At 71.9% G+C, this 22,190-nt stretch carries 18 protein-coding genes; 9 read left to right on the plus strand and 9 right to left on the minus strand.

From position 1 onward, the window contains the following. Nucleotides 1-244 precede the first annotated feature (244 nt). From LCH29_RS18125 to LCH29_RS18140, 4 genes are read right to left on the minus strand one after another with little or no spacing between them, the layout of a single operon-like run. A complete protein-coding gene (locus LCH29_RS18125; RefSeq protein ID WP_446462769.1) occupies nt 245-1,951 on the minus strand; it encodes a dipeptide ABC transporter ATP-binding protein in 1,707 nt (568 codons plus the stop codon). Further along, entirely contained in the window at nt 1,951-2,862 is a 912-nt protein-coding gene (locus LCH29_RS18130) for an ABC transporter permease (RefSeq protein ID WP_446462770.1), read from the minus strand. The genes LCH29_RS18125 and LCH29_RS18130 overlap by 1 nt, the downstream gene beginning before the upstream one ends. Next, the gene (locus LCH29_RS18135) at nt 2,859-3,818 is read right to left on the minus strand and encodes an ABC transporter permease (protein WP_446462771.1); all 960 of its coding nucleotides are present in this window, start codon (nt 3,816-3,818) and stop codon (nt 2,859-2,861) included. Before LCH29_RS18135 ends, LCH29_RS18130 begins: the two co-directional genes overlap by 4 nt. A gap of 5 nt (nt 3,819-3,823) precedes the next feature. After that, the gene (locus LCH29_RS18140; RefSeq protein WP_446462772.1) at nt 3,824-5,440 is read right to left on the minus strand and encodes an ABC transporter substrate-binding protein; all 1,617 of its coding nucleotides are present in this window, start codon (nt 5,438-5,440) and stop codon (nt 3,824-3,826) included. Nucleotides 5,441-5,765: 325 nt separating this feature from the next. Between LCH29_RS18140 and LCH29_RS18145 the strand changes: the two genes are divergently transcribed. The 3 genes from LCH29_RS18145 (at nt 5,766) to LCH29_RS18155 (ending at nt 8,061) form a co-directional block, all read left to right on the plus strand. After that, nucleotides 5,766-6,977 carry a pyridoxal phosphate-dependent aminotransferase gene (locus tag LCH29_RS18145; protein ID WP_446462773.1) on the plus strand — a complete coding sequence of 404 codons (1,212 nt, stop codon included), beginning with the start codon at nt 5,766-5,768 and terminating at the stop codon, nt 6,975-6,977. 85 nt (nt 6,978-7,062) lie between these two features. Next, nucleotides 7,063-7,473 (plus strand): SCO4983 family protein, encoded by a 411-nt coding sequence (locus LCH29_RS18150; protein ID WP_446462774.1) that lies wholly within the window; start codon nt 7,063-7,065, stop codon nt 7,471-7,473. A gap of 78 nt (nt 7,474-7,551) precedes the next feature. Beyond that, a complete protein-coding gene (locus LCH29_RS18155; protein WP_446462775.1) occupies nt 7,552-8,061 on the plus strand; it encodes an O-acetyl-ADP-ribose deacetylase in 510 nt (169 codons plus the stop codon). A gap of 7 nt (nt 8,062-8,068) precedes the next feature. Here the strand turns inward: LCH29_RS18155 and LCH29_RS18160 are convergent, their stop codons facing one another. Next, entirely contained in the window at nt 8,069-9,259 is a 1,191-nt protein-coding gene (locus LCH29_RS18160; RefSeq protein WP_446462776.1) for an L-talarate/galactarate dehydratase, read from the minus strand. A gap of 439 nt (nt 9,260-9,698) precedes the next feature. On the opposite strand from LCH29_RS18160, the gene LCH29_RS18165 reads away from it, so the two are divergent. After that, nucleotides 9,699-10,943 carry an RNA-guided endonuclease InsQ/TnpB family protein gene (locus LCH29_RS18165; protein ID WP_446462777.1) on the plus strand — a complete coding sequence of 415 codons (1,245 nt, stop codon included), beginning with the start codon at nt 9,699-9,701 and terminating at the stop codon, nt 10,941-10,943. On the opposite strand, the gene LCH29_RS18170 is transcribed toward LCH29_RS18165, so the two are convergent. Beyond that, nucleotides 10,940-12,784 (minus strand): phosphoenolpyruvate carboxykinase (GTP), encoded by a 1,845-nt coding sequence (locus LCH29_RS18170; RefSeq protein ID WP_446462778.1) that lies wholly within the window; start codon nt 12,782-12,784, stop codon nt 10,940-10,942. The two genes, LCH29_RS18165 and LCH29_RS18170, sit on opposite strands and share 4 nt — an antisense overlap. A 253-nt stretch (nt 12,785-13,037) precedes the next feature. Between LCH29_RS18170 and trhA the strand changes: the two genes are divergently transcribed. Next, nucleotides 13,038-13,736, plus strand: coding sequence for a PAQR family membrane homeostasis protein TrhA (trhA, locus tag LCH29_RS18175; protein ID WP_446462779.1), 699 nt, complete (start codon nt 13,038-13,040; stop codon nt 13,734-13,736). A 39-nt stretch (nt 13,737-13,775) separates the two neighbouring features. Continuing rightward, complete coding sequence (locus tag LCH29_RS18180) at nt 13,776-14,399, plus strand: TetR/AcrR family transcriptional regulator (RefSeq protein ID WP_446462780.1); 624 nt, start codon at nt 13,776-13,778, stop codon at nt 14,397-14,399. Between the two features lie 11 nt (nt 14,400-14,410). Here the strand turns inward: LCH29_RS18180 and LCH29_RS18185 are convergent, their stop codons facing one another. After that, a complete protein-coding gene (locus tag LCH29_RS18185; RefSeq protein WP_446462781.1) occupies nt 14,411-16,447 on the minus strand; it encodes a thioredoxin domain-containing protein in 2,037 nt (678 codons plus the stop codon). A gap of 87 nt (nt 16,448-16,534) precedes the next feature. Here LCH29_RS18185 and LCH29_RS18190 point away from each other — a divergent pair, with 87 nt between their 5' ends. Then, nucleotides 16,535-16,774 carry an amidase family protein gene (locus LCH29_RS18190; RefSeq protein ID WP_446462782.1) on the plus strand — a complete coding sequence of 80 codons (240 nt, stop codon included), beginning with the start codon at nt 16,535-16,537 and terminating at the stop codon, nt 16,772-16,774. A gap of 31 nt (nt 16,775-16,805) precedes the next feature. Here LCH29_RS18190 and LCH29_RS18195 read toward each other — a convergent pair whose 3' ends face one another. Further along, complete coding sequence (locus LCH29_RS18195; protein ID WP_446462783.1) at nt 16,806-17,273, minus strand: MarR family winged helix-turn-helix transcriptional regulator; 468 nt, start codon at nt 17,271-17,273, stop codon at nt 16,806-16,808. 373 nt (nt 17,274-17,646) lie between these two features. Here LCH29_RS18195 and LCH29_RS18200 point away from each other — a divergent pair, with 373 nt between their 5' ends. Together LCH29_RS18200 and LCH29_RS18205 are read left to right on the plus strand one after the other, a co-directional pair. Next, on the plus strand, nt 17,647-18,441 hold the full coding sequence (locus LCH29_RS18200) for an SDR family NAD(P)-dependent oxidoreductase (RefSeq protein ID WP_446462784.1): 795 nt from the start codon (nt 17,647-17,649) through the stop codon (nt 18,439-18,441). Between the two features lie 155 nt (nt 18,442-18,596). Beyond that, nucleotides 18,597-21,893 carry a tetratricopeptide repeat protein gene (locus LCH29_RS18205; RefSeq protein ID WP_446462785.1) on the plus strand — a complete coding sequence of 1,099 codons (3,297 nt, stop codon included), beginning with the start codon at nt 18,597-18,599 and terminating at the stop codon, nt 21,891-21,893. A 33-nt stretch (nt 21,894-21,926) separates the two neighbouring features. Here LCH29_RS18205 and LCH29_RS18210 read toward each other — a convergent pair whose 3' ends face one another. After that, nucleotides 21,927-22,190 carry a hypothetical protein gene (locus LCH29_RS18210; RefSeq protein WP_446462880.1) on the minus strand — a complete coding sequence of 88 codons (264 nt, stop codon included), beginning with the start codon at nt 22,188-22,190 and terminating at the stop codon, nt 21,927-21,929.

The raw sequence follows: 22,190 nt of genomic DNA on the forward strand, positions 1-22,190 counted from the left end.
GCGCCACGTTGTGGGCAATCGTTCCGCGGAGGGGGCACCTCCCAGCGGTAGCTGGGGGAGGAACGGGTGGGCACAACCCGGCCACCGGGCCGCACCCGGCGACGAAACCTCACGGGGCAACGCCCCTCCCGGGGCCTGGGGCCCGCGGGTGCGCCCTGGGGCGCAAGCCCCCGCGGGGTCCGGGGCTGCGCCCCCCGCGCGGCGGAGCCGCATATCGATGCTGCGGGAAGGGGCGGGGTGGGGGCTAGCCATCCGCCGCCCGCCACCTGCGCACCCGGTGGCCACCGCCCAACTCGTCCCAGCCCGCGCCCGCCTCCGCGGCATCCGCCCAGTCGTCGGCCGCCCCGGCAGGGGCCACCGCATCCGGGTCGGGTTCGAGGGCGGCGGCCATCAGCTGCCGCGTATACGGGTGGCCCGGGGCCGCGAAGACGGCATCCGTCGGCCCCTCCTCCACCACCACCCCGTGCCGCAGCACCACCACCCGGTCGGCGATCCCCCGCACCACCGCCAGGTCGTGGCTGATGAAGAGGCAGGCGAGGTCCCGCTCCCGCCGCAGATCGTCGAGCAGGCGCAGCACATCGGCCTGCACGGACACATCCAGCGCCGTGGTGATCTCGTCCGCGATCAGCACGTCCGGCTCACCGGCCAGCGCCCGCGCGATGCCGATGCGCTGGCGCTGGCCGCCGGAGAGCTGTGCGGGGAGCCGGTCGGCGAAGTCGGGGTCGAGGCGGACGTCGGTGATGAGCCCGCGGGCCCGCGAAGCCGCCTCGTCCCTCGAAGCCGCCGTGCCGAAGAACCGCAGGGGCCGCCGCACGGCGTCACCCACCGAACGCCGCGGGTTCAGCGACGTGTCGGCGTTCTGGAACACGAGCTGGATCTTGCGCCGAAGCGCCAGCGGCCGCCGCCGCGCCGAGACGCCCAAGTCCCCGTCCCCGTGGGTCATCGCGCCACCCGAGGGGCCCCGCAGACCGGCCAGGGCCCACGCGAGGGTGGACTTGCCGCTGCCGGACTCGCCGACCAGGGCCAGCACCTCGCCCCGCCGCACCTGGAAGGAGACACCATCGACGGCCCGGGACGAACCGTAGTCGATCGTCACATCCCGCACATCAACAGACGGAACCGCGTCGTCCGGCACCACCCGCTTCGGGCGCACCTCCCGCGTCCCGTCCTCACCCACGAGGGCGAGCCCGGTATCGGTGAGCCGAGGCACACTGGCCAGCAGACGACGCGTATACGGATCGGCGGGGGCGTCGAACAGCTGCCGCGTGGGGGCCGCTTCGACGACCCGGCCCGACTTCAGCACGCACACCTCGTCGGCCATCCGCGCGACGACGCCCAGGTCGTGGCTGACAAGAACCGCCGCGAGGCCGAGTTCGTCGCGCAGGGAGCCGACCAGGTCCAGGACGGAGCGCTGGGTGAGGACGTCGAGCCCAGTAGTGGGCTCGTCCAGCACCAGCACCTTGGGCCGGGTGGCGATGGCCATGGCGATGGCGACCCGCTGCTGCTGCCCGCCGGAGAGTTCGTGCGGGTAGCGGCGGGCGAGTTCGGCGGGGCGCGGCAGCCGGACCTGTTCGAGGAGGTCGGTGACAGGCACGTCGCCGCCCGCCTCGGCGATCTGCCGCCCGATGCGCATGGAGGGGGTGAGGGCCTGGCCCGCGTTCTGGGCGATCATCGCGACTGTACCGCCGCGCAGCCGCCGCAACTCCCGCGCCGGAAGGGCGAAGACGTCCTGCCCGTCGACGCGCACCGTGCCACCCGTGAGCCGCGAGCCGTACCGGAGATGGCCCAGCAGGGTGGCGGCGACGGTGGACTTGCCGCTGCCGGACTCGCCGACGAGGGCGAGGGTTTCACCCGGCGCGAGGTCGAACGAGACGTCGTGGACGACGGGGATCTCCCGCCCGCCGGAGCGGTAGGCGACACCCAGGCCCGCCACGGAAACGATGGCGCTCATCAGGAGCCCTCCCGGATGCGGTCGACGCCCCACGCCTTGGACAGGCCGTCGGCGGCGAGGTTGAGCCCGACGACGAGGGTGGCCAGGGCGATGATGGGCGCGAGGCTGGCCATCGGCACGACGGTGATGGCGGTGCGGTTCTCGGAGACCATGAGGCCCCAGTCGGGGGTGGGCGGGTCGGCGCCGAAGCCGAGGAAGGACAGCGAGGAGATCAGCAGCACGACCCACGAGGCGCGCATGGCGAATTCGACGCACACCACGTCGATGATGTTGGGCAGCACCTCGCGCCGCAGGATCGCCCAGGTGCTCTCGCCGCGGGCGCGCGCCGCGGTGACGTAGTCCTGGGGGACGACGGCGAGCGCGGCGCCGCGGACGACGCGTACCACCTGGGGGACGCAGATGACGCCGATGGCCAGCACGATGACGCCGGAGCCGGTGCCCAGCGCGGTGACGATGACCAGCAGGACGAGGATCGCGGGGATGGACAGCACCGCGTCCAGGATCCGCATCAGCACATCGTCCAGCCAGCCGCCGCGCAGGGCGGCCGCGCAGCCGAGGACGGTGCCGAGCGCGATGGTGAGGAGCGTCGCGGTGACGGAGACGCCGAGCGCGTACCGCCCGCCGTACACCACCCGGGTCAGCACGTCGCGCCCGTACTGGTCGGTGCCCGCCCAGTGGTCGGCGCCGGGCCCGAGCAGCGCGTGCGAGGCGTCGCCGGTGGTGGGGTGGTACGGGGTGAGCAGCGGGGCGAGCAGCGCGATCACGAGGTGGACGGCGACGATCGCGAGCCCGATGGCGGCGGGGCGGGAGGAGCGTACGGTGCGCCAGGCGCGGGCGGCGGAGCCGGAGGCCCCTGACCGGGCGGACGGTGCGGGAACGGGGGCCGGGGCAGGCGTCTTCAGCGCGCTCATCGGGTCCTCCCTCCTCGGGTGCGGAGCTTGGGGTTGAGGGCCATGGAGCCGAGGTCGGCGGCGAGGTTGCAGATGACGTAGACGACGGCGCTGATGAGGGCGATGGCCTGGATGACGGGCAGGTCGCGGTTCTGCACGGAGGTGAGCAGCAGCTTGCCGATGCCGGGGTAGTTGAAGACGTTCTCGACGACGGCGACGCCGCCGATGAGCCAGGCCACGTTGAGCGCAATCACGTGGAGGGTGGGCAGCAGGGCGCCGGGCAGCGCGTGCCGGGTGACCACGCGCCAGGTGGAGAGCCCCTTGAGGCGGGCGGTGGTGACGTATTCGCTCGCCATGACGTCGATGACCGACGTACGGGCCATCCGCACGATGTACGCGGCCATCACGATGGCGAGCGACGCGGCGGGCAGCCAGACGGCCGGGAGCAGTTGACCCGTGGAGGCCCCCGGCCCGTACAGCACCACGGCGGGCAGCACGGGGACGGTGACGGAGAAGGCGAGCACCAGCAGGGTGGCCACGACGAACTCGGGGATGGACATCCCGACCAGGCTGACCGTGGAGATAACGTGGTCGGGCCAGCGGTCGCGGTAGAGCCCGGCGAGGATGCCGAGGACGAGCGAGCCGGTGACCGCGAAGAGGACGGTGACGACGGCGATCATGGCCGAGTTGCCGAGGTACTGGGCGACCTCGGAGCCCACCGGCTTGGTGGTGACCAGCGAGGTGCCGAAGTCGCCGTGCAGGGCGCCCTTGATCCAGTCGACGTAGCGCTCCCAGGCGGGCTGGTCGAGCCCCATCTGCTTGCGCAGCGCGGCGACCGCGTCGGGGGTGGCGTCCTTGCCGAGCACCTGGGTGGCGACGTCGCCGGGCAGCGCCTGGACGGCCAGGAAGACCATGACCGAGGAGAGCAGCAGGGTGCCGAACGCGGCGACGACGCGGCGGACGATGAAGGTGAACACGCCTCTCACGCCCCCTTCAGGCCGATGCCGAGGTAGTCGAACTCGAAGCCGTGCTCGGCGTAGCCGCGCACCTTCCGGGAGATGCCGGTGAGCCGGTCGGCGAACATCGGGGTGATCGCCCCGCCCCGTTCGATCACCAGGGTCTGCGCCTGCCCGTACAGCTCGCGGCGGCGGCCCTCGTCGGTCTCGCGGCGGGCCCGGTCGAGGAGCGCGTCGAACTCCTTGTCCGACCAGGCGGTCTCGTTGTACGAGGAGCCGCTGCGGAAGACCTGGTTGAGCAGCTGGTCGACGGGGCGCCCGGTGTACCAGTAGGTGGCCATGAGCGGCTTCTTCATCCAGATCTGGGTGTAGTACGAGTCGGCGGCCGCGGTTTTGACCCGGATACGGATCCCCGCGCGGGCCACGGACTCCTGGTAGGCGAGGGCCATGGGCGTGAAGATCGGGTCGTAGGAGGACGTGTAGAGGTCCACCGCCAGCCGCTCGTGCCCGGCCCGCTTCAGCAGATGGCGCGCCCGCTCGGGGTCGTGGGCGGGGTGGGCGGCGATGTGGGTGGGGTCGCTGGGCGGTACGGGGTTGTCCCAGCCGAGCGTGCCCGCGCCCTGGAGGGCGACCTTCCGGATGTGCTCGGGGTCGTAGGCGAGCTTCATGGCCTGCCGGACCCGTACGTCCGTGAACGGCTTCTCGGTGGTGAGCATCGGCAGCACGTACCACTGGGCGTTCTTCGACCGGGCGATGGTGGCGCGGCTGGAGGCGGCGATGACGCGGGCGGTGGCGAAGTCCAGGTTCGTCTGGGAGAGCAGGTCGACCTGTCCGGCGAGCAGGGCGTTGGCCCGGGCCTGCATGTCGGCGACGGAGAAGAAGTCGATGGCGTCCAGCACCGGGCGCCCGGCCCAGTGGTCCCCGTACGCCACGACCCGGCCGGGCCCGGCGGCGGTGAAGGAGGCCAGTTTGAACGGTCCGGTGCCGATGCCGGTGCGGCCGATGGACTTGGCGCTGCCGTCGGGGACGACGTAGCAGTTGTAGTGGGTGAGCAGGCTGGGGAACTCGGCGTGCGGGCTCTTCAGCGGGATCACGAGGGTGTGCGGATCGGGGGTGCGCAGCCGCCCCGGGTCGATGAGCGGGGCGAGCACCGGGCCCTGCGGGGAGGCGGTCGCGGTGTCGAGGATGTGCCGCAGGGTGTAGGCGGCGTCGGCGGAGGTGAAGGCGGAGCCGTCGTGGAAGGTGACGCCGCGGCGCAGCCGGAAGGTCCAGGTGCGCGCCGTGGCGTCGGGCTCCCAGGACTCGGCGAGGTCGGGGGCGACCTTGCCCTCCTTGTCGACGCGGACGAGCCGGTTGTAGAGGGCACCGAGGTATTCGTACGCGGACAGCGCGCTCGCCGGGTCCAGGGTCTCGGCGTCGGAGGCGGGCGGACGGGCGATGCGCAGGGTGCCGCCGCGGTCGGGGCGCCCGGCCGGGCCGCGGCTGGGCACGGCCTCGGACGGGGACGCGGACGCGGCGCCCGAGCAGCCGGTCAGCAGGGCTGACCCGGCGAGGGCACCGCCGCCCGCGGCCGCCGCGGCGAGCACCGACCGCCGCGGTATCCCGGCCGCCCCGGGGTCTGTTCGGAGGGAGGTCTCGGACATGGACGGGGGCACCTTCGCTTCGGGGCCCGGTTCGCCTCCGGGGCGGCTTCGGCCAGGCCCCTTCGGCTCACGCGCCGACTCGATTCGTTCAGATTCGTTCAGCTGAACGATTGGGTGAGGTGCGTGAACGATAGCCAGCGGTTCCTCCCAGGCCAACCCTTCGTTCGCGGAAATTAACGGGGGTAACCCACTTGTTACCGACCGGCGCGAAGGGGGCGCACCGCGCCCATCACGGTCCGCAAGCGCTCCCGCACACCGTTCACACGCTGTCCACGTGGTGAAAAACACCGAGCGTCGCCGGTTACGCCCCCGTACAGTGGCCGACATGCAGGTGATCCAGTCCACGAAGCTCGCCAACGTCTGCTACGAAATCCGTGGCCCGGTACTCGAGGAGGCGATGCGACTGGAGGCAGCGGGTCACCGCATCCTCAAGCTCAACACCGGCAACCCGGCGACCTTCGGGTTCGACTGCCCGCCGGAGATCCTCGAGGACATGCTGCGCAACCTCGGCGACGCCCACGGGTACGGCGACGCGAAGGGGCTGCTCTCCGCCCGGCGCGCGGTGATGCAGCACTACCAGACCCAGGGCATCCACCTCGACGTCGAGGACATCTTCCTCGGCAACGGCGTCTCCGAGCTGATCCAGATGTCGATGCAGGGGCTGCTGGACGACGGCGACGAGGTCCTCGTCCCCTCCCCCGACTATCCGCTGTGGACCGCCTCGGTCTCGCTCGCCGGCGGCACCGCCGTCCACTACCGCTGCGACGAGCAGGCGGACTGGCTGCCGGACCTCGCCGACATCGAGCGCAAGGTGACCGACCGCACCAAGGCGATCGTCATCATCAACCCGAACAACCCCACGGGCGCCGTCTACAGCGAAGAGGTGCTGCGCGGCATCACCGACATCGCCCGCCGCCACCAGCTGATCGTCTGCTCCGACGAGATCTACGACAAGATCCTCTACGACGGCGCCACCCACACCCCGACCGCCGCCCTCGCCCCGGACCTGCTGACGCTGACCTTCAACGGGCTCTCCAAGGCCTACCGCGTCGCGGGCTACCGCAGCGGCTGGCTCGCGGTCTGCGGCCCCAAGGCCCACGCCTCCAGCTACCTGGAGGGGCTGACGATCCTGGCCAACATGCGGCTGTGCGCCAACATGCCCGCACAGCACGCGGTGGCCGCCGCCCTCGGCGGCCATCAGACGATCAACGACCTGGTGCTGCCGGGCGGGCGGCTGCTGGAGCAGCGCGACACCGCGTACGAGTTGCTGACCCAGATCCCGGGCGTGAGCTGCGTGAAGCCGAAGGGCGCGCTGTACGCGTTCCCGAAGCTGGACCCCAAGGTCTACAAGATCAAGGACGACCGGCAGATGGTCCTCGACCTGCTACGGGCCGAGAAGATCATGATCGTGCACGGCACGGGCTTCAACTGGCCGGAGCCGGACCACTTCCGCATCGTCACGCTCCCGGCGAAAAAGGACCTGGCCGACGCGGTGACCCGGATCGGGAACTTCCTCGACGGATACGGCCAGCCCTGAGCGACCGGAAGCGAGTTTCTACAGAAGGCTCAACTTTAGACTTTGTCTAAGTTAGGATGGCCTCCTGAACGTTTGGAGGCCATCCATGTACGAGCCGATCCGCACCAAGTCGGTCCACACCATGGCCGAGCCCGAGCCCGACTTCCCCCACCGCTCCCGCGAGGAGGAGCTGGACATTCGGCTCGCCGGACATCTGACCGCCTTGCTGACCGTGACCGACGAGTTGCGCGCCCTCACCCCGGACCCGGCACTGGACGAGGCCGCCGAGCGCCTGGCCGACCAGGTCACCCGGCTGCGCGACGGCCGCGCCCCACTGCGCGCCGCCCCCACCGCGGCCAGCGCCGACCCGGCCCATGTCGCCGCCCTCCACCAGCGCGCCCACACCCTGGCGGGCTGGGCCCTGGTCATCGCCACCTCGCGCGAGGACACGGCGGCCACCGAGCTCACCGCCGAGCGCCTGGAGGCGCATGCGGCGGGGCTGGCCGTCGCGGTCTGAACGGAATGGCCTGAACGGGGTCTGAACGGGGACGGTCCGAACTGGGGCCGTCCCGGGGTCATGGCGCACGATGGAGCCATGACCACCCTCACCCTCGTCCAGGGCGACATCACCGCGCAGCACGTCGACGCCATCGTCAACGCGGCGAACTCCTCCCTCCTCGGCGGCGGAGGGGTCGACGGCGCGATCCACCGGCGGGGCGGGCCCGAGATCCTCGACGCCTGCCGCGACCTGCGCGCCTCCCGCTACGGCAAGGGGCTGCCCACCGGCCGGGCCGTGGCCACGACGGCGGGGCGGCTCGACGCCCGCTGGGTCATCCACACCGTGGGCCCGGTGTGGTCCGCCGCCGAGGACCGCTCCGGCCTGCTGGCCTCCTGCTACCGCGAGTCCCTGCGCGTCGCCGACGAACTGGGCGCGCGGACGGTCGCGTTCCCGGCGATCTCCACCGGGGTCTACCGCTGGCCGATGGACGACGCCGCCCGGATCGCGGTGGAGACGGTCCGGGCCGCGGACACGGCCGTCGAAGAGGTGCGCTTCGTCCTCTTCGACGAGTCCGCGTACGCCGCCTTCACGGCGCAGACCGATTAAGGGCTCCTCAGGCGCCCTCGCCGAAGCGCGCCGCCTCCTTCGTCCACGCCGCGGCCTGATCGCTGAGCGACAGGCCGAGACCGGCGCGGTTCGGGATGACCATGCGGCCGTCGCGCAGCTCCATCCGCTCGTTGAACAGCGGCTCCAGCCACTCGAAGTGCTCGACCCACGCGGTGCGCGGGTAGGCCGCCGAGAGATGGGCGTGGATCTCCATCACGAAGTGCGGGGCGAGGCCGCGGCCCTTGTAGTCGGCGAGCGTCATGATCTGGAGGAACGGGGTGATGCCGCCGACCCGTGGGGCGTCGGGCTGTACGAAGTCGGAGGAGCCCGCCTCGATCAGCGCCGCGTGCTCATGCGCGCTGGTCAGCATCTCGCCGGTGGCTATGGGGGTGTCCAGGGTGGCGGCGAGGGCCGCGTGCCCCTCGGCGTCGTACGCGTCGAGCGGCTCCTCGATCCAGGTCAGGTCGAACTTCTCCAGCACCCGGCCGACCCGGGTGGCGGTGATCCGGTCCCACTGCTGGTTGGCGTCCACCATGAGCGGTACGCCGTCTCCCAGATGCTCCCGTACGGTCTCCACCCGGGCGAGGTCCACGCGCGGGTCCGGCGAGCCCACCTTGAGCTTGATCCCGGCGACGCCCCGGGCGCGGGCCAGGTCGATGTTCTCCAGCACCTGCTCGATGGGCGTGGAGAGGAAGCCGCCGGAGGTGTTGTAGACGCTGACCGCGTCGCGGTGCGCGCCCAGCAGCTTGGCCAGCGGCAGCCGCGCGCGCCGGGCCTTGAGGTCCCACAGCGCGATGTCGAACGCGGCGACCGCCTGCACGGCGGCCCCGCTGCGGCCCATGGACGCGCCCGCCCACACCAGCTTGTTCCACAGCCGGGCGATGTCGCTGGGGTCCTCGCCGATCAGCTCGGGCGCGATCTCCTGGGCGTGGGCGTACAGCGCGGGCCCACCGGCCCGCTTGGAGTAGCTGAAGCCGAGCCCCTGATGGCCGCCCTCGGTGCTGATCTCGGCGAAGAGGAAGGCCACTTCGGTGAGCGGCTTCTGTCTGCCGGTCAGCACCTTGGCGTCGCTGATGGGCGCGTGCAGCGGCAGGTACACCAGGGAGAGCCGGATCGCCGAGACCCGGTCGGTGCTCGCCTCGCCGGGAGCGGAGGCGAAGGGTTTGAAGGCGACGGATTCACTGGGCGCGACACTCATGCGGTGCTCTCCTCGGCATCGTGCTGGGGTCCAGGGCCTACCATCCGTCGCCGCCCCGGAAACCGTCCAGCCCCGAGGTGTAGGGACTCCCCTTGATCACGTCCGGGCACATATGAGCACAGGTGGACATAGTCCGGGGCCCGCACCGTGGGGATGCCGTTGGATCCGTGCGGTGCGGGCCCCGGCCTGGTGACGTGGCGGTTCAGTCTGTTCTTGGAGAGGACCCCTGGGACGTTCACACCCCCGGGGGGAGGAATCGCATCCTGAGCCGGGCGGCGCGGAGCGCCGCGGTGTCGCTTGCTGGGGGTTCGGCCGCAGGGCGGCCGAGTGGCGCCTTCGGCGGAGCCGGGATGCTGGTGAAGGGGACGGATTCACCCGGTCGGGTGGTGGCGAGTGAACGCGTGTCGGACCGTCGTGCGCGTGTGTACGTTGGGTGATCGTGAAGCTGACCGTGCAGGTGAGACTGCTGCCGACGCCCGTGCAGGCGGCGGCACTTGAGGCGACCCTGCGTGCCTGCAACGAGGCCGCCTCTTGGTGCAGCCGGGTCGCCTTCGACAAGGGCGTGACGCGCAATTTCGCGCTGCGCGAGCACACCTACGGTGAGATCAAGGCACGGTGGGACCTGGGAGCGCAGGCCGCCCAGCACGTGATCAAGAGGACGTGTGACGCGTACGCAACCTTGAAGTCGAACCTGAAGGCGGGGAATCTTGGCAGGCCGGGCTCGAAGCGGTATCGCAGCGCGACCGGGAAGCCGGTCGCCTTCCGGCCGGAGAGTGCGCAGCCGTACGACGACCGGATGCTGTCCTGGCAGATCCCCGAACGGCGGGTGTCGGTCTGGACCGTGCGCGGGCGGGTCAAGGACGTGGCCTTCACCGCCTCCCCGCAGCATCTGGCCACCCTGGCCCGGTACCGGAAGGGCGAGTCCGACCTGCTGTGCCGGGACGGCATGTGGTTCCTGCTGGCCACCTGCGAGGTCCCCGAAGCCGAACCGAACACGGACCCGGTGGACTTCCTCGGTATCGACCTGGGCATCGTGAATATCGCCACCACCTCGGACGGCGAGATCATGGCCGGGCGCGAGATCAACCGAGTCCGGGCCCGCGAACGCGAGCTGCGCACCACATTGCAGAAGAAGAACACCCCGTCCGCGAAGCGGCGTCTGAAGAAGCGGCGACGCAAGGAGGCGCGACGGGCAAAGGACATCAACCACAAGATCGCGAAACATGTGGTGGCCGAGGCAGAACGCACCGGTCGCGGAATCGCCCTGGAGGAGTTGACGGGCATCCGTGAGCGGGTACGGCTCCGCAAGCCCCAACGGGCCACCCACTCCAGCTGGTCATTCCACCAGCTGGGGGCATTCATCGCGTACAAGGCCCGCCGGGCGGGTGTACCGGTGGTGCACGTCGATCCGGCGTACACCTCCCGCACCTGCGCCGAGTGCGGGCACATCGACAAAGCGAACCGGGTCTCCCAGGCCTGGTTCGCGTGCCGGAACTGTGGATTCGTTGATCACGCAGACCGGAACGGCTCCCGCAACATCCGCGCCCGTGCGTGGGAGTTGTGGCGACGCGGGGCCGAGTCAACGGCCCCTGCCCCACCACCGGAGCACACGCACCGGGGTGGGGCTGGACGCAGACGCAGTGCCGCAACCAGCGGCGCCCGTTGTGCAAGCCCGTCGCTTTAGCGACGGGTAGTTGACCCCAGGCGCTGCACCAGCGCCCGGTACTCGTCCCACAGCTCCTTGGGAGTGTGGTCACCGAAGGTGTCGAGGTGCTCGGGGACCAGGGCGGCCTCCTCGCGCCACACCTCCTTGTCGACGGTGAGGAGGAAGTCCAGCTCCGCGTCGCTCAGTTCGAGGCCGTCGGTGTCGAGCGCCTCCTTGGTCGGCAGCACGCCGATGGGGGTCTCGACCCCGTCGGCCTTGCCGTCCAGCCGGCCCACGATCCACTTCAGGACGCGGCTGTTCTCGCCGAAGCCGGGCCAGACGAACCTGCCGGCGTCGTTCTTGCGGAACCAGTTGACGTAGTAGATCTTCGGGAGCTTCGACTGGTCCTTGTCCTTGGCGACGTCGACCCAGTGGGCCATGTAGTCGCCCATGTTGTAGCCGCAGAAGGGCAGCATCGCGAACGGGTCGCGGCGCAGCTCGCCGACCTTGCCCTCGGCGGCCGCGGTCTTCTCGCTCGCCACGTTGGCGCCGAGGAAGACGCCGTGCTGCCAGTCGAAGGACTCGGTGACGAGCGGCACCGCGCTGGCGCGGCGGCCGCCGAAGAGGATCGCCGAGATCGGCACGCCCCTGGGGTCCTCCCACTCGGGCGCGATGATCGGGCACTGTCCGGCGGGCACGGTGAAGCGGGCGTTGGGGTGGGCCGCGGGCGTCTCGCTCGCCGGGGTCCAGTCGTTGCCCTTCCAGTCGGTGAGGTGGGCGGGCTGCTCCTCGGTCATACCCTCCCACCACACGTCGCCGTCGTCGGTGAGCGCGACGTTGGTGAAGACGGAGTTGCCCCACAGGGTCTTCATCGCGTTGGCGTTGGTGTGCTCGCCGGTGCCGGGCGCGACGCCGAAGAAGCCCGCCTCGGGGTTGATCGCGTACAGCCGGCCGTCCTCGCCGAACCGCATCCAGGCGATGTCGTCGCCGATCGTCTCGACCGTCCAGCCGGGGATGGTCGGCTCCAGCATCGCGAGGTTGGTCTTGCCGCACGCGCTCGGGAAGGCCGCGGCGACGTACTTCGACTCCCCGCGCGGCGGGGTGAGCTTGAGGATCAGCATGTGCTCGGCGAGCCAGCCCTCGTCACGCGCCATGACGGAGGCGATGCGCAGCGCGTAGCACTTCTTGCCGAGCAGCGCGTTGCCGCCGTAGCCGGAGCCGTACGACCAGATCTCGCGGCTCTCCGGGAAGTGCGAGATGTACTTGGTGCTGTTGCACGGCCACGGAACGTCGGCCTGGCCGGGCTCCAGCGGGGCGCCGAGGGTGTGGACGGCCTTCACGAAGAAGCCCTTGTCGCCCAGGACGTCGAGCACGTCCTGTCCCATGCGGGTCATGGTGCGCATGGCGACGGCCACGTACGCGGAGTCGGTGATCTCGACACCGATCGCGGACAGCGGCGAGCCGAGCGGTCCCATGCAGAACGGGACGACGTACATGGTGCGGCCGCGCATCGAGCCCCGGAATATGCCCTGTTCCCCCGCGAAGATCTCGCGCATCTCGCCGGGGTCTTTCCAGTGGTTCGTCGGACCCGCGTCCGCCTCCTTCTGGGAGCAGATGAAGGTGCGGTCCTCGACGCGCGCCACATCGCTGGGATCGGAGGCCGCGTAGTACGAGTTGGGGCGCTTGATCGGGTCGAGACGTTTGAACGTGCCCTTCTCGACGAGTTGCGCACACAGACGGTCGTACTCCGACTCCGAACCGTCACACCACACCACTTCATCGGGCTGGGTGAGGGCGGCGATCTCGCCGACCCAGGAGATCAGTTCCTGGTGGCTGGTCGGGGCCGTGATGAGGGAGGAAGCCACATTGCTGGGCGCCACGATCGCTCCATCCCGCCGGAACCGCACTGCTCCGGCGTCTTGGTTTGAGGGTTTTGGGCGAATATGTGCACGCATATCCGCATATGGAGACAGCTACCCCTTGGGGGCTGCGACCCGGATGCTCAGCTCATCCGGTGCCGACCGCGCTCATTTGATCATCCGACGATGTGGGGCATCTGTCCAGTGGGCACCTTGGTGACCATCACCACTCGATACGACCGGTAACTCACGGTGGCTGGGTAGCATGAGCACCATGACTGCAGCCGCGCCCGACGCCGCCGTTGAAGCCTCACCAGGGCCCGAGGCAGGTCCGATTCCCCTCAAACCCATGCTGCGCGGCTGGCTGCACGCCGGCATGTTCCCGGCCGCGCTCGTCGCCGGGGTGGTGCTCACCGCCCTCGCCGACAGCCCGCGCGGGCGCATCGCCTGCGCCATCTTCACGCTCACGGCCTGCGCGCTCTTCGGTACGAGTGCCCTGTACCACCGGGGCAATTGGGGCCCGCGCGCCACGGCGGTGCTGCGCCGCCTGGATCACGCCAATATCTTCCTGATCATCGCGGGCACCTACACGCCCTTCACGCTGCTGCTCCTCCCGCAGGGCAAACAGGAGCTGCTGCTCTGGCTGGTGTGGGCCGGGGCGCTCGCCGGGATCGCCTTCCGGGTGTTCTGGGTCGGCGCCCCGCGCTGGCTCTACACCCCGTGCTACATCGCGCTGGGCTGGGCGGCGGTGTTCTTCCTGCCGGACTTCCTGCGCACCGGCGGCATCGCCGTCATGACGCTGATCGTCGTCGGCGGCCTGCTCTACAGCGCGGGCGCGGTGATCTACGGCACGAAGCGCCCCAACCCCTCACCCCGCTGGTTCGGCTTCCACGAGGTGTTCCACTCCTTCACGCTCGCCGCCTTCGTCGTGCACTACGTCGGAATCTCGCTGGTCGCCTACCAGCATTCCTGACTCGATTCCTGACTCGGCACCGTCCGCCGGTGCCCGACAATGATCGACATGGCCTCCGCACACACGTCTCCCGCCGGACCCCGGCCCGGGCTGCGCGAACGCAAGAAGATCCAGACCCGGCAGGCGATCCGGCGGGCCGCCTACCGGCTGTTCGCGGACCAGGGCTACGACGCCACCCCGGTGGACCGGATCGCGGAGGCCGCCGACGTCTCGACCAGCACCGTCTTCCGCTACTTCCCCACCAAGGAGGACATCGTCCTCACGGACGAGTACGACGAGGCCATGGCCGCCGGGATCCGGGACCGGCCGCTGGACGAGCCGCCGGTGTCCTCCCTGCGGCGGGTCCTGATCGGCATGGCGCGGCAGCTCACCGATGACGAGCGCGCGGAGATGCTGACCCGCCTCACCCTGATCCGGCAGGTCCCGGCGCTGCGCGCCCGCATGGGCGAGGGCATGGCCAAGACCGGCACCCTGCTGGGCGAGGTGCTGGCCGAGCGCAGCGGCCGGTCACCGGAGGACCTGGAGGTGCGGGTGCTCGTCGGAGCGGTCCTCGGCGCCCTCCAGGAGGCCGTCTTCCACAGCTTCGACCACCACCGGGTGGACGCCATGGAGGACGACATCGACCGCGCCCTGGGCATGCTCGCCCGCGGCCTGCCGCTGTAACCGGCCCGCTGTCAGCCGCCGAGCTTCGCCGTCAGCGCCGCCACATCGGCCGTCGGGGCGTCGCAGGTGAAGTGGCGGCAGACGTACGCCGCCGGGTGCCCCTCCAGCAGCACCCGCCCCTCCAGCAGCGGTACCTCGTCGGAGCCGGGCGCGCCCACCGCGATCACCGCTCCCGGCGCCGTGCCCAGCAGCGCGGCCCGGTGCAGCGCGCGGGTCGCGGGATCGTCGTCCGGCCCGACGACGGCCACCTCGCGCGGCCCGTCCAGTCGCGCCTCGGCCACCGCGAGCCCCCAGCCGATGAACCGCGGCACCCGTGCCGCCAATGCCCGCACCACGCCGAGCGCCCGCTCGGCCGCCTCCCGATGGCGGCCGCTCCCGGAGACGGCGGCGTACGACAGCAGCGCCCCGGCGGCCGCCGTCCACCCCGAGGGGACGGCGTTGTCGGTCGGGTCCTGAGGGCGGCGGATGAGCGCCTCGGCGTCGTCGGCGGTGTCGTACAGGGTGCCGTCCTCGGCGGCGAAGTGGTGCAGCACGGTGTCCAGGAGCAGCCCCGCGAAGTCCACCCACACGCCCTCGCCGGAGACCGCGGACAGGGCGAGGAAGCCCTCGGCCACATCGGCGTAGTCCTCCAGCACGCCCGCGTGGGCGCCCACGGCGCCGCCCAGCGAGGTGCGGGCGAGCCGCCCGCCGTTGTCCATGTGGAGCCGTACGAGCAGGTCGGCGGCCTCGGTCGCGGCCTCGACCAGGTCGGGGCGGTCGAAGTAGGCGCCGGTCTCGGCGAGCGCGGCGATGGCCAGCCCGTTCCAGGCGGCCACGATCTTGTCGTCGCGGCCGGGCCGCTCCCGCCGCTCCCGCGCGGCCAGCAGGCGCTGGCGTACGGAGGCGAGCCGGGCCGCGTCGGCCGGGCGCGCGCCGTCGGGCAGCTGGAGGACCGAGGCGCCCTGCTCGAAGGTGCCCTCCTCGGTCACCCCGAAGTACGCGGCGGCGTGCTCGGCGTCCGCCTCGCCCAGCACCTCGCGCAGCTGCTCCGGCGTCCAGACGTAGTACGCGCCCTCGACGTGCCGACCGGTGCCGTCGTCGCTGTCGGCGTCCAGCGCGGAGGCGAATCCGCCCTGCTCGGTGCGCATCTCGCGGACCAGGAAGTCGGCGGTCTCCAGGGCGACCCGGCGCGCGAGGTCCGAGCCGGTGGCCCGCCAGAGGTGGGCGTAGACGCGGCACAGCAGCGCGTTGTCGTACAGCATCTTCTCGAAGTGCGGAACGATCCATTCCGCATCGACGGCGTAGCGCGCGAACCCGCCGCCGAGCTGGTCGTAGATGCCGCCGCGGGCCATCGCCTCACAGGTGGCCTGCACCATCTGCAACGCGCCCTCGGCCCCGGTCCGGGCGTGGTGGCGCAGCAGGAACTCCAGCGCCATGGACGGCGGGAACTTCGGCGCCCCGCCGAAACCGCCGCGCACCGCGTCGAATTCCCGGGTCAGCCCCATCAGCCCGGCGGCCAGGTCCTCGGCCCCGGGCGGCTGGGGCGCGCCGGAGCCCAGCGCGATGCCGGTGCGCTCGGCCAGGTCCTGCACGATCTTCCCCGCCACGTCCCGGACCTCGTCCCGCCGGTCGGCCCACGCGGCGTGCACGCCCTCCAGCACCTGCCGGAAGGAGGGCATGCCGGGCCGGGGGCGGGGCGGGAAGTAGGTGCCGAAGTAGAAGGGCTCGGCGTCGGGCGTCAGGAACACCGTCATGGGCCAGCCGCCCTGCCCGGTGGCGGCCTGTACCGCCTCCATGTACACGGCGTCCACGTCGGGCCGCTCCTCGCGGTCGACCTTGACGGAGACGAAGTGGGCGTTCAGATAGTCGGCCGTCTCGGCGTCCTCGAAGGACTCGTGCGCCATGACGTGACACCAGTGACAGGAGCTGTACCCCACGCTCAGCAGCACGGGGACCCCGCGGTTGCGCGCCTCCTCGAACGCCTCGTCCGACCACGGCCGCCAGTCGACCGGGTTGTCGGCGTGCTGGAGGAGGTACGGGGACGTCTCGTGCGCCAGGCGGTTCGGCATACCCCCATCCTCTCCCACCCCGCTGGACCGGTCCCAGCGCCACCGGTTCGGCGCGTACCGTGATCAAGCCGTGTGGCGGAAGGGCGGATGTCGATGGACGAGATCTCCTACCGGGACGCCACCGAGCTGGCGGAACTGATCCACGAACGGCGGGTCTCCGCGGTGGAGGTGGTGCAGGCGCATCTGGACCGCATCGAGGCGGTCGATCCGAAGGTGAACGCCGTCGTGACGGTGGCCGCCGAGCAGGCGCTCGCCGCGGCGCGCGCCGCCGATCGAGCGGTGGCGGCGGGCGGCACGGTGGGGGCGCTGCACGGTGTTCCGTTCTGACCTGATGCGCGGGTGAACGGCGAAGGGGCGCTCAGGTGGCCGGGGCGCTCCCCTGGAGCTGCTTGACGGCCTGCACGAGGGGCGCGAGTTCCGGTTCGGCGGACGCCTGGTCGAGGGCCTCGCGCAGGGCGGTGTTGTGGGTGGGGCGCGCCTCGTCCAGCAGGCGCGCCCCCTTGTCGGTGACGTCGACGTAGATGCCGCGGCGGTCGGTGGGGCAGAGGTAGCGCGAGAGCAGGCCGCGGTCCTCCAGCCGGGTCACCAACCGCGTGGTCGCACTCTGGCTGAGGACGACGGAGTCGGCGACCTGGCGCATCTGGAGATGCCCGCCCTCCCCGTCGTGCTGGCGGCTGAGGACGTCCAGCAGGGAGTACTCGCGCGCGCTGAGGTCGTGGGAGGCCTGAAGGGCCCGCTCGACGCGCCCTTCGATACGGCCGTGCAGCAGCGACAGGGCACACCAGCTGTGCGCCAGGGCGGTCATCGCCGGATCGGTGGCAGTCATGATCAGTGCTCTCTTTCCGGGCTGTCGGGCTCTCCGGGCTGTCGGGCCGGGCTCACCGCCCTCATCTTCGCACTTACTATACCCGCGCTTGCATTAGTCGGCGTGTGCAATTATTGTCTGCGCCTGTTGTTGCTCATGCCTGTAGCTGCTGTGCACTGGCTTCCGTCGCGCACACGTACATCAAAGGACCCCCTCTCATGCCGCTCGCACTGCTGGCCCTGGCCATCGGCGCCTTCGGAATCGCCCGCGAGGACCTGTTCGTCAGGACCTGGCCGCCCTCGCCGACCTCGACCGCGGCCTGCGCACCGGCCCCGACCCCGACACCCTCAATTGAGCCCTCCACCACGACCGCCACCGAGAAGGGCGTCACCCCATGCAGATCGATCTCTCCGGCCGGACCGCCCTGGTCACCGGCTCCACCCAGGGCATCGGAGCGGCCATCGCCACCGGCCTCGCCCGCTCAGGCGCCCACGTCGTCGTCAACGGCCGCGGCGCGGAGCGCGTCGAGGAGACGGTCCGGACCATCCGCGCCGAGACCGGCAACGAGAACACCACGGGCGCCGTGGGGGACCTCGCGACCGAGGAAGGCACCCGCGCCGTCCTCGACGCCGTCCCCCGGGTGGACATCCTCGTGAACAACCTCGGCATCTTCGGCTCCGCGCCCGCGCTGGAGATCAGCGACGACGAGTGGCGCCGCTACTTCGAGGTCAACGTCCTCTCCGCCGTGCGCCTCATCCGCGCCCATCTGCCCGGCATGACGGAGCAGGGCTGGGGGCGCGTGCTCAACCTCGCCAGCGACTCGGCCGTGGTGATCCCGTCAGAGATGATCCACTACGGCATGACGAAGACCTCGCTGCTCGCCGTCGGCCGCGGGTTCGCCAAGGAGGCCGCCGGCACCGGAGTCACCGTCAACTCCGTGATCGCCGGGCCCACCCACACCGGTGGCGTCGAAGGGTTCGTCCGCGAGCTGGTCGGCGACGAGCTGCCCTGGGAGGAGGCGCAGCACGAGTTCATGCTCAAGCACCGCCCGCAGTCGCTGCTGCAACGCCTCATCGAACCCGAGGAGATCGCCAACCTCGTGGTCTACCTCGCCTCGCCGTACGCCTCCGCCACCACCGGCGGCGCCGTGCGCGTCGACGGCGGTTACGTCGACTCCATCCTCCCCTGACCGTCCCTCCCGATCCCTTCTCCCCCGGCTCCTCCCCTGACCTTCTTTGTCCACAGGGGGAGTTATCCACAGGGCTGCCGGAAATGAGGCAGAAGCGGAAGACTTGGGGAGCAACGCGCGATTCACGCGTGGCGCTCGTGCAGGAGGGGGATCACATGCCGGGCTCACTGGCCGTGCTGCGGGACAGCCACCGGACGGAGGTCGAGCGGCTGCTGACGCGGGCCGTCGAGGAGGAGGTGCGGCGCACGGGCGGCCGCACGGACGGCGGGGTGCTGCTGACCCGCGCGCGGGGCTCGCTGGACGACATGGCGGCGACCGCGGCCGAGGAGTACGGCGCGTATGTGCGCTCCCTGGACGAGGCGGCCGCGGGCAGCAAACCGCTCTCGGCGATGCTGGGGCGCGAGCGGCTGTCCACCCCGGCGCTGGCCGCGGCGGTGGCGGCGGCCGCCGCCTTCGGCGCGGACCTCACCTTCGGCACCTCGGCGGGCACGGCGCTGGGCGCGGGCGTGACCGCGGCGGTGGCGGGGTCGGCGGCGGCCGTCCTCAAGCTCACCGCGGCGCACTGGCCCGCGGCGCACCGCCAGGCGGCGCTGCGCAACCAGCCCGGCGGGCCCGAGCAGTTGCGGCTCCAGTGGCTGACGGCGGTCGAGGTGCGGGGCATCCGGCCGTTCATCGACCAGCACCGGATGACCTCGGCCGCCACCCGCCAGGGCGGCGGCCCGGCCAAGCGCTCCTCCTCGTCCGGCGCGCAGGCGCCGCGGCTGCGGGGCGCGGACCGCAGCCAGGCGGCCCGCAGGCGCACCGTGTTGGAGCAGTCCTTCGGCCATCTCCCGCAGGCGGACGGCCCGTTCGCCGGGCGCCGCGCGCAGACCGGCCAGATCGCCCAGTGGGTGCACCAGGCGCGGGCCAGCACCGAGACCAAGCCGACGGTGGTGCTGCTGGAGGGCCCGCCGGGCTCGGGCCGCACCATGCTGGCCGTGCGGGCGGCCCATGAGCTGCGCGACCAGTTCCGGGGCGCGTGCCTGGTGGATCTGCGCGGGGACAGCGCCGAGCAGGCCCCGCTGTCGACCCGCGACGCGCTGCTGCATCTGCTGAACCGGCTCGGGGCGCCGCGTGACCAGCTGCTCTTCCGGGAGCGGGCGGGCCAGGACCAGCACCTCAAGCGGCTCATCGAGCTGTATCACCAGCATCTGACCGGGCTGCCCGTCACGATCGTGCTGGACGACGCGAGCGACGCCGAGCAGGTGTGCACGCTGGTCCCGGAGCGCTCGGACAGCCTGATCCTGGTCACCTCGCGCACCCCGCTGACCCTGCCGCCGGACCTGGCCGCGTGGGTGCACCGGCTGGAGGTCGGCCCGCTGGACCAGTCGGGCGCCGAGGAGCTGCTGCGGGTCTCCGCGGAGAACCCGGCCGGGCCCGGCCCGTACGACGGGCAGTCCGTGGAGCGGATCGCCGAGCTGTGCGGGCGGCTGCCGCTGGCGCTGCGGATCGCGGGCTCCTCCCTGGGCCCGCGCACCCCCTCCGCCCTCGCCACCGATCTGGAGGCGTACGGGCCGGTCGACCCGGTCGAGCGCACCCTGTGGCTGCGGTACACGGACCAGCAGGACGGCGCCCGGCGCCTGTTGCGGCGCCTCGCGCTGGCCGGGCGGGCGAGCATGGGCGCGGCGGCGGCCGCGGCGCTGCTGGGTGCCGACCAGGAGGAGGCGGCCCGCCATCTGGACGCGCTGGGCCGGGCCGGGCTGATCCAGCATGTGCGCGGCAGCCGCTACCGGCTGCACGACCTGGTGCGCTCGTTCGCCGCGGCCCGGCTGGCGGACGAGGAGGAGCCCGAGCAGCGCACCGCCGCCCAGGAGCGGCTGATCCGCAGCTATGCCGAGCTGGCGGACTCGGTGATCCGACTGGTCGACGGCAAGACGTCCACCCGCGCCGACGTCTTCACCAAGGGCGCGGCGGGCGGCCACGGCTTCACCTCGCTGGACGCGGCGCTGGGCTGGCTGGACGACGAGTCGAGCTTCATCACGGCGGCGCTGCGCCACGCGGAGGGCGTGGACCAGTCCGCGGTGCTGCATCTGCTGGGCGCGCTGTGCGACTACTGCCTGCTGCGCGGCGACCTGTACCGGCTGGGCGAGATCAGCGAGCTGACCCAGGCCGTCGACCAGGGGCTGCTGGTGCGGTCCGTGCAGTGGCGCACCGGGATCGCCGCCCGCCAGCTGGGCGAGCTGGACCAGGCCCGTACGACGCTGTCGTCGGTGGTGGACCTGTATTTCGAGGCCCAGCACGAGGCGGGCGCGGCCCGCGCGCTGTGCAGCCTCGGCATCACCCTGCACCACCAGGGGAATCTGACGGAGGCCGCGGCGAAGCTGCGCGAGGCGCTGGCCCTTCAGACGCCCGACGCGCTGCGCGGGGACCGCGGGTGGACGATGCACGCGCTGGCCGCCGTGGAGCGGGACCGCGGGCAGCTCGCCGAGGCGCTGGACCTGCTGCGGCAGGCGCTGGAGCTGCACCAGGAGTCCGAGAGCCTGCACGGCCAGGCGTGGGCGCACTTCCAGCTCGGCCAGGCGTGTCTGCGGATGGGCGACGTGCCGCGCGCGGAGGCCGAGCTGCGGGCCGCGCTGGACGCGTACCACCGCACCCACGACCAGCGCGGCGAGGCCTGGGCACTGACGCAGATGGCCCGCGCCCGGCTGGTGGCCGGGGAGCCGTCGGCGGCCGTCGACCAGCTGCGCCAGGCCCTCTCCCGGCACCGGGACAACGAGGACGCGCGCGGTGAGGCCTGGACGCTGTACTACCTGGGCCAGGCACTGGAGGAGCGCGGCGACCGGGACGCGGCGGTGCGCGAGCTGGAGCGGGCCCGCACGATGTTCAGCCGGATGAGGGATGTGTACGGGCTGGCGTGCGCCCGGCATCACTCGGCGCGGGTCACCCGTGATCTGCGGGCGGCGCAGACCGGCTCGCTGCGCAACAGCGGCTTCGCGCGGCAGCTGTTGCAGGACGCCCGGCAGGACTTCCACCGGGTGGGGGTGGCCCACGGCGAGGCGTGGTCGTGCGTCGAGCTGGCGGTGGTCGACGCGGGGAACGGCCGGGCGGTGCAGGCGCTGGAGCTGGTGGACGAGGCGGCGCGGCTGTTCGCGGGGTACGGGGACCGGCGCGGCGGCTCCTGGGCCCGGTTCCTGCGCTGCACGCTGCTGCCGTTCGCCTCCGCGGGCGGCTCGGTCATCGGCACGGCGGTGGCGCAGGAGGAGCTGGCGGAGCTGCTGCGGGAGCTTCGGGAGCCGGGCGGGGCCGCGGCGGGCGGGGATCCCCGGCTGGAGGAGTGCGCGGAGGCGTTCGCGCTGGTGCTGGAGCGCGGTGTGGAGCCGGAAACGGGATGGCAGGCCTGGCAGCTCGGCATGGTGCCGAGCCGCCGCTCCCGCGAGGTCATGGCCGTGCTGTCCGGCGAGACCCGCTCCTGAGCCCGCGTCGGGCCCAGGGGTGAGGTGGTGCGGTTACGCCGTGCGCTCTCCCTTGGCCTTCGGGGAGGGGGCGCCCTTCGGGGAGGCGGTGGCCCGGGCTTCACCGGGCTGCGGCTCCTCCTCGAAGTCCACCTTGTTCATGTGCTTGTTCATGGACTTCATCAGGAGCCACACCGCGACGCCGATCAGTGCGAAGACGACGAACCCGAGCAGGCCCGGGGTCACCTTGTTCTCGTCCAGATCCTTGGCGGCGAGCGGGACGAGATGCGTCATGGCGAGGGTGCTGGTCGCGCTCAT

The sequence above is a fragment of the Streptomyces sp. BRA346 genome, assembly GCF_052851135.1.

What these genes read in the sequence shown, in the direction of transcription:
- LCH29_RS18145 (WP_446462773.1), top strand. Translation starts at nt 5,766, where the DNA reads ATGCAGGTGATCCAGTCCACGAAGCTCGCCAACGTCTGCTACGAAATC.
- LCH29_RS18160 (WP_446462776.1), bottom strand. Translation starts at nt 9,259, where the DNA reads ATGAGTGTCGCGCCCAGTGAATCCGTCGCCTTCAAACCCTTCGCCTCC.
- LCH29_RS18130 (WP_446462770.1), bottom strand. Translation starts at nt 2,862, where the DNA reads ATGAGCGCGCTGAAGACGCCTGCCCCGGCCCCCGTTCCCGCACCGTCC.
- LCH29_RS18195 (WP_446462783.1), bottom strand. Translation starts at nt 17,273, where the DNA reads ATGACTGCCACCGATCCGGCGATGACCGCCCTGGCGCACAGCTGGTGT.
- LCH29_RS18190 (WP_446462782.1), top strand. Translation starts at nt 16,535, where the DNA reads ATGTCGATGGACGAGATCTCCTACCGGGACGCCACCGAGCTGGCGGAA.
- LCH29_RS18200 (WP_446462784.1), top strand. Translation starts at nt 17,647, where the DNA reads ATGCAGATCGATCTCTCCGGCCGGACCGCCCTGGTCACCGGCTCCACC.
- LCH29_RS18125 (WP_446462769.1), bottom strand. Translation starts at nt 1,951, where the DNA reads ATGAGCGCCATCGTTTCCGTGGCGGGCCTGGGTGTCGCCTACCGCTCC.
- trhA (WP_446462779.1), top strand. Translation starts at nt 13,038, where the DNA reads ATGACTGCAGCCGCGCCCGACGCCGCCGTTGAAGCCTCACCAGGGCCC.
- LCH29_RS18180 (WP_446462780.1), top strand. Translation starts at nt 13,776, where the DNA reads ATGATCGACATGGCCTCCGCACACACGTCTCCCGCCGGACCCCGGCCC.
- LCH29_RS18205 (WP_446462785.1), top strand. Translation starts at nt 18,597, where the DNA reads ATGCCGGGCTCACTGGCCGTGCTGCGGGACAGCCACCGGACGGAGGTC.
- LCH29_RS18140 (WP_446462772.1), bottom strand. Translation starts at nt 5,440, where the DNA reads ATGTCCGAGACCTCCCTCCGAACAGACCCCGGGGCGGCCGGGATACCG.
- LCH29_RS18210 (WP_446462880.1), bottom strand. Translation starts at nt 22,190, where the DNA reads ATGAGCGCGACCAGCACCCTCGCCATGACGCATCTCGTCCCGCTCGCC.
- LCH29_RS18150 (WP_446462774.1), top strand. Translation starts at nt 7,063, where the DNA reads ATGTACGAGCCGATCCGCACCAAGTCGGTCCACACCATGGCCGAGCCC.
- LCH29_RS18155 (WP_446462775.1), top strand. Translation starts at nt 7,552, where the DNA reads ATGACCACCCTCACCCTCGTCCAGGGCGACATCACCGCGCAGCACGTC.
- LCH29_RS18185 (WP_446462781.1), bottom strand. Translation starts at nt 16,447, where the DNA reads ATGCCGAACCGCCTGGCGCACGAGACGTCCCCGTACCTCCTCCAGCAC.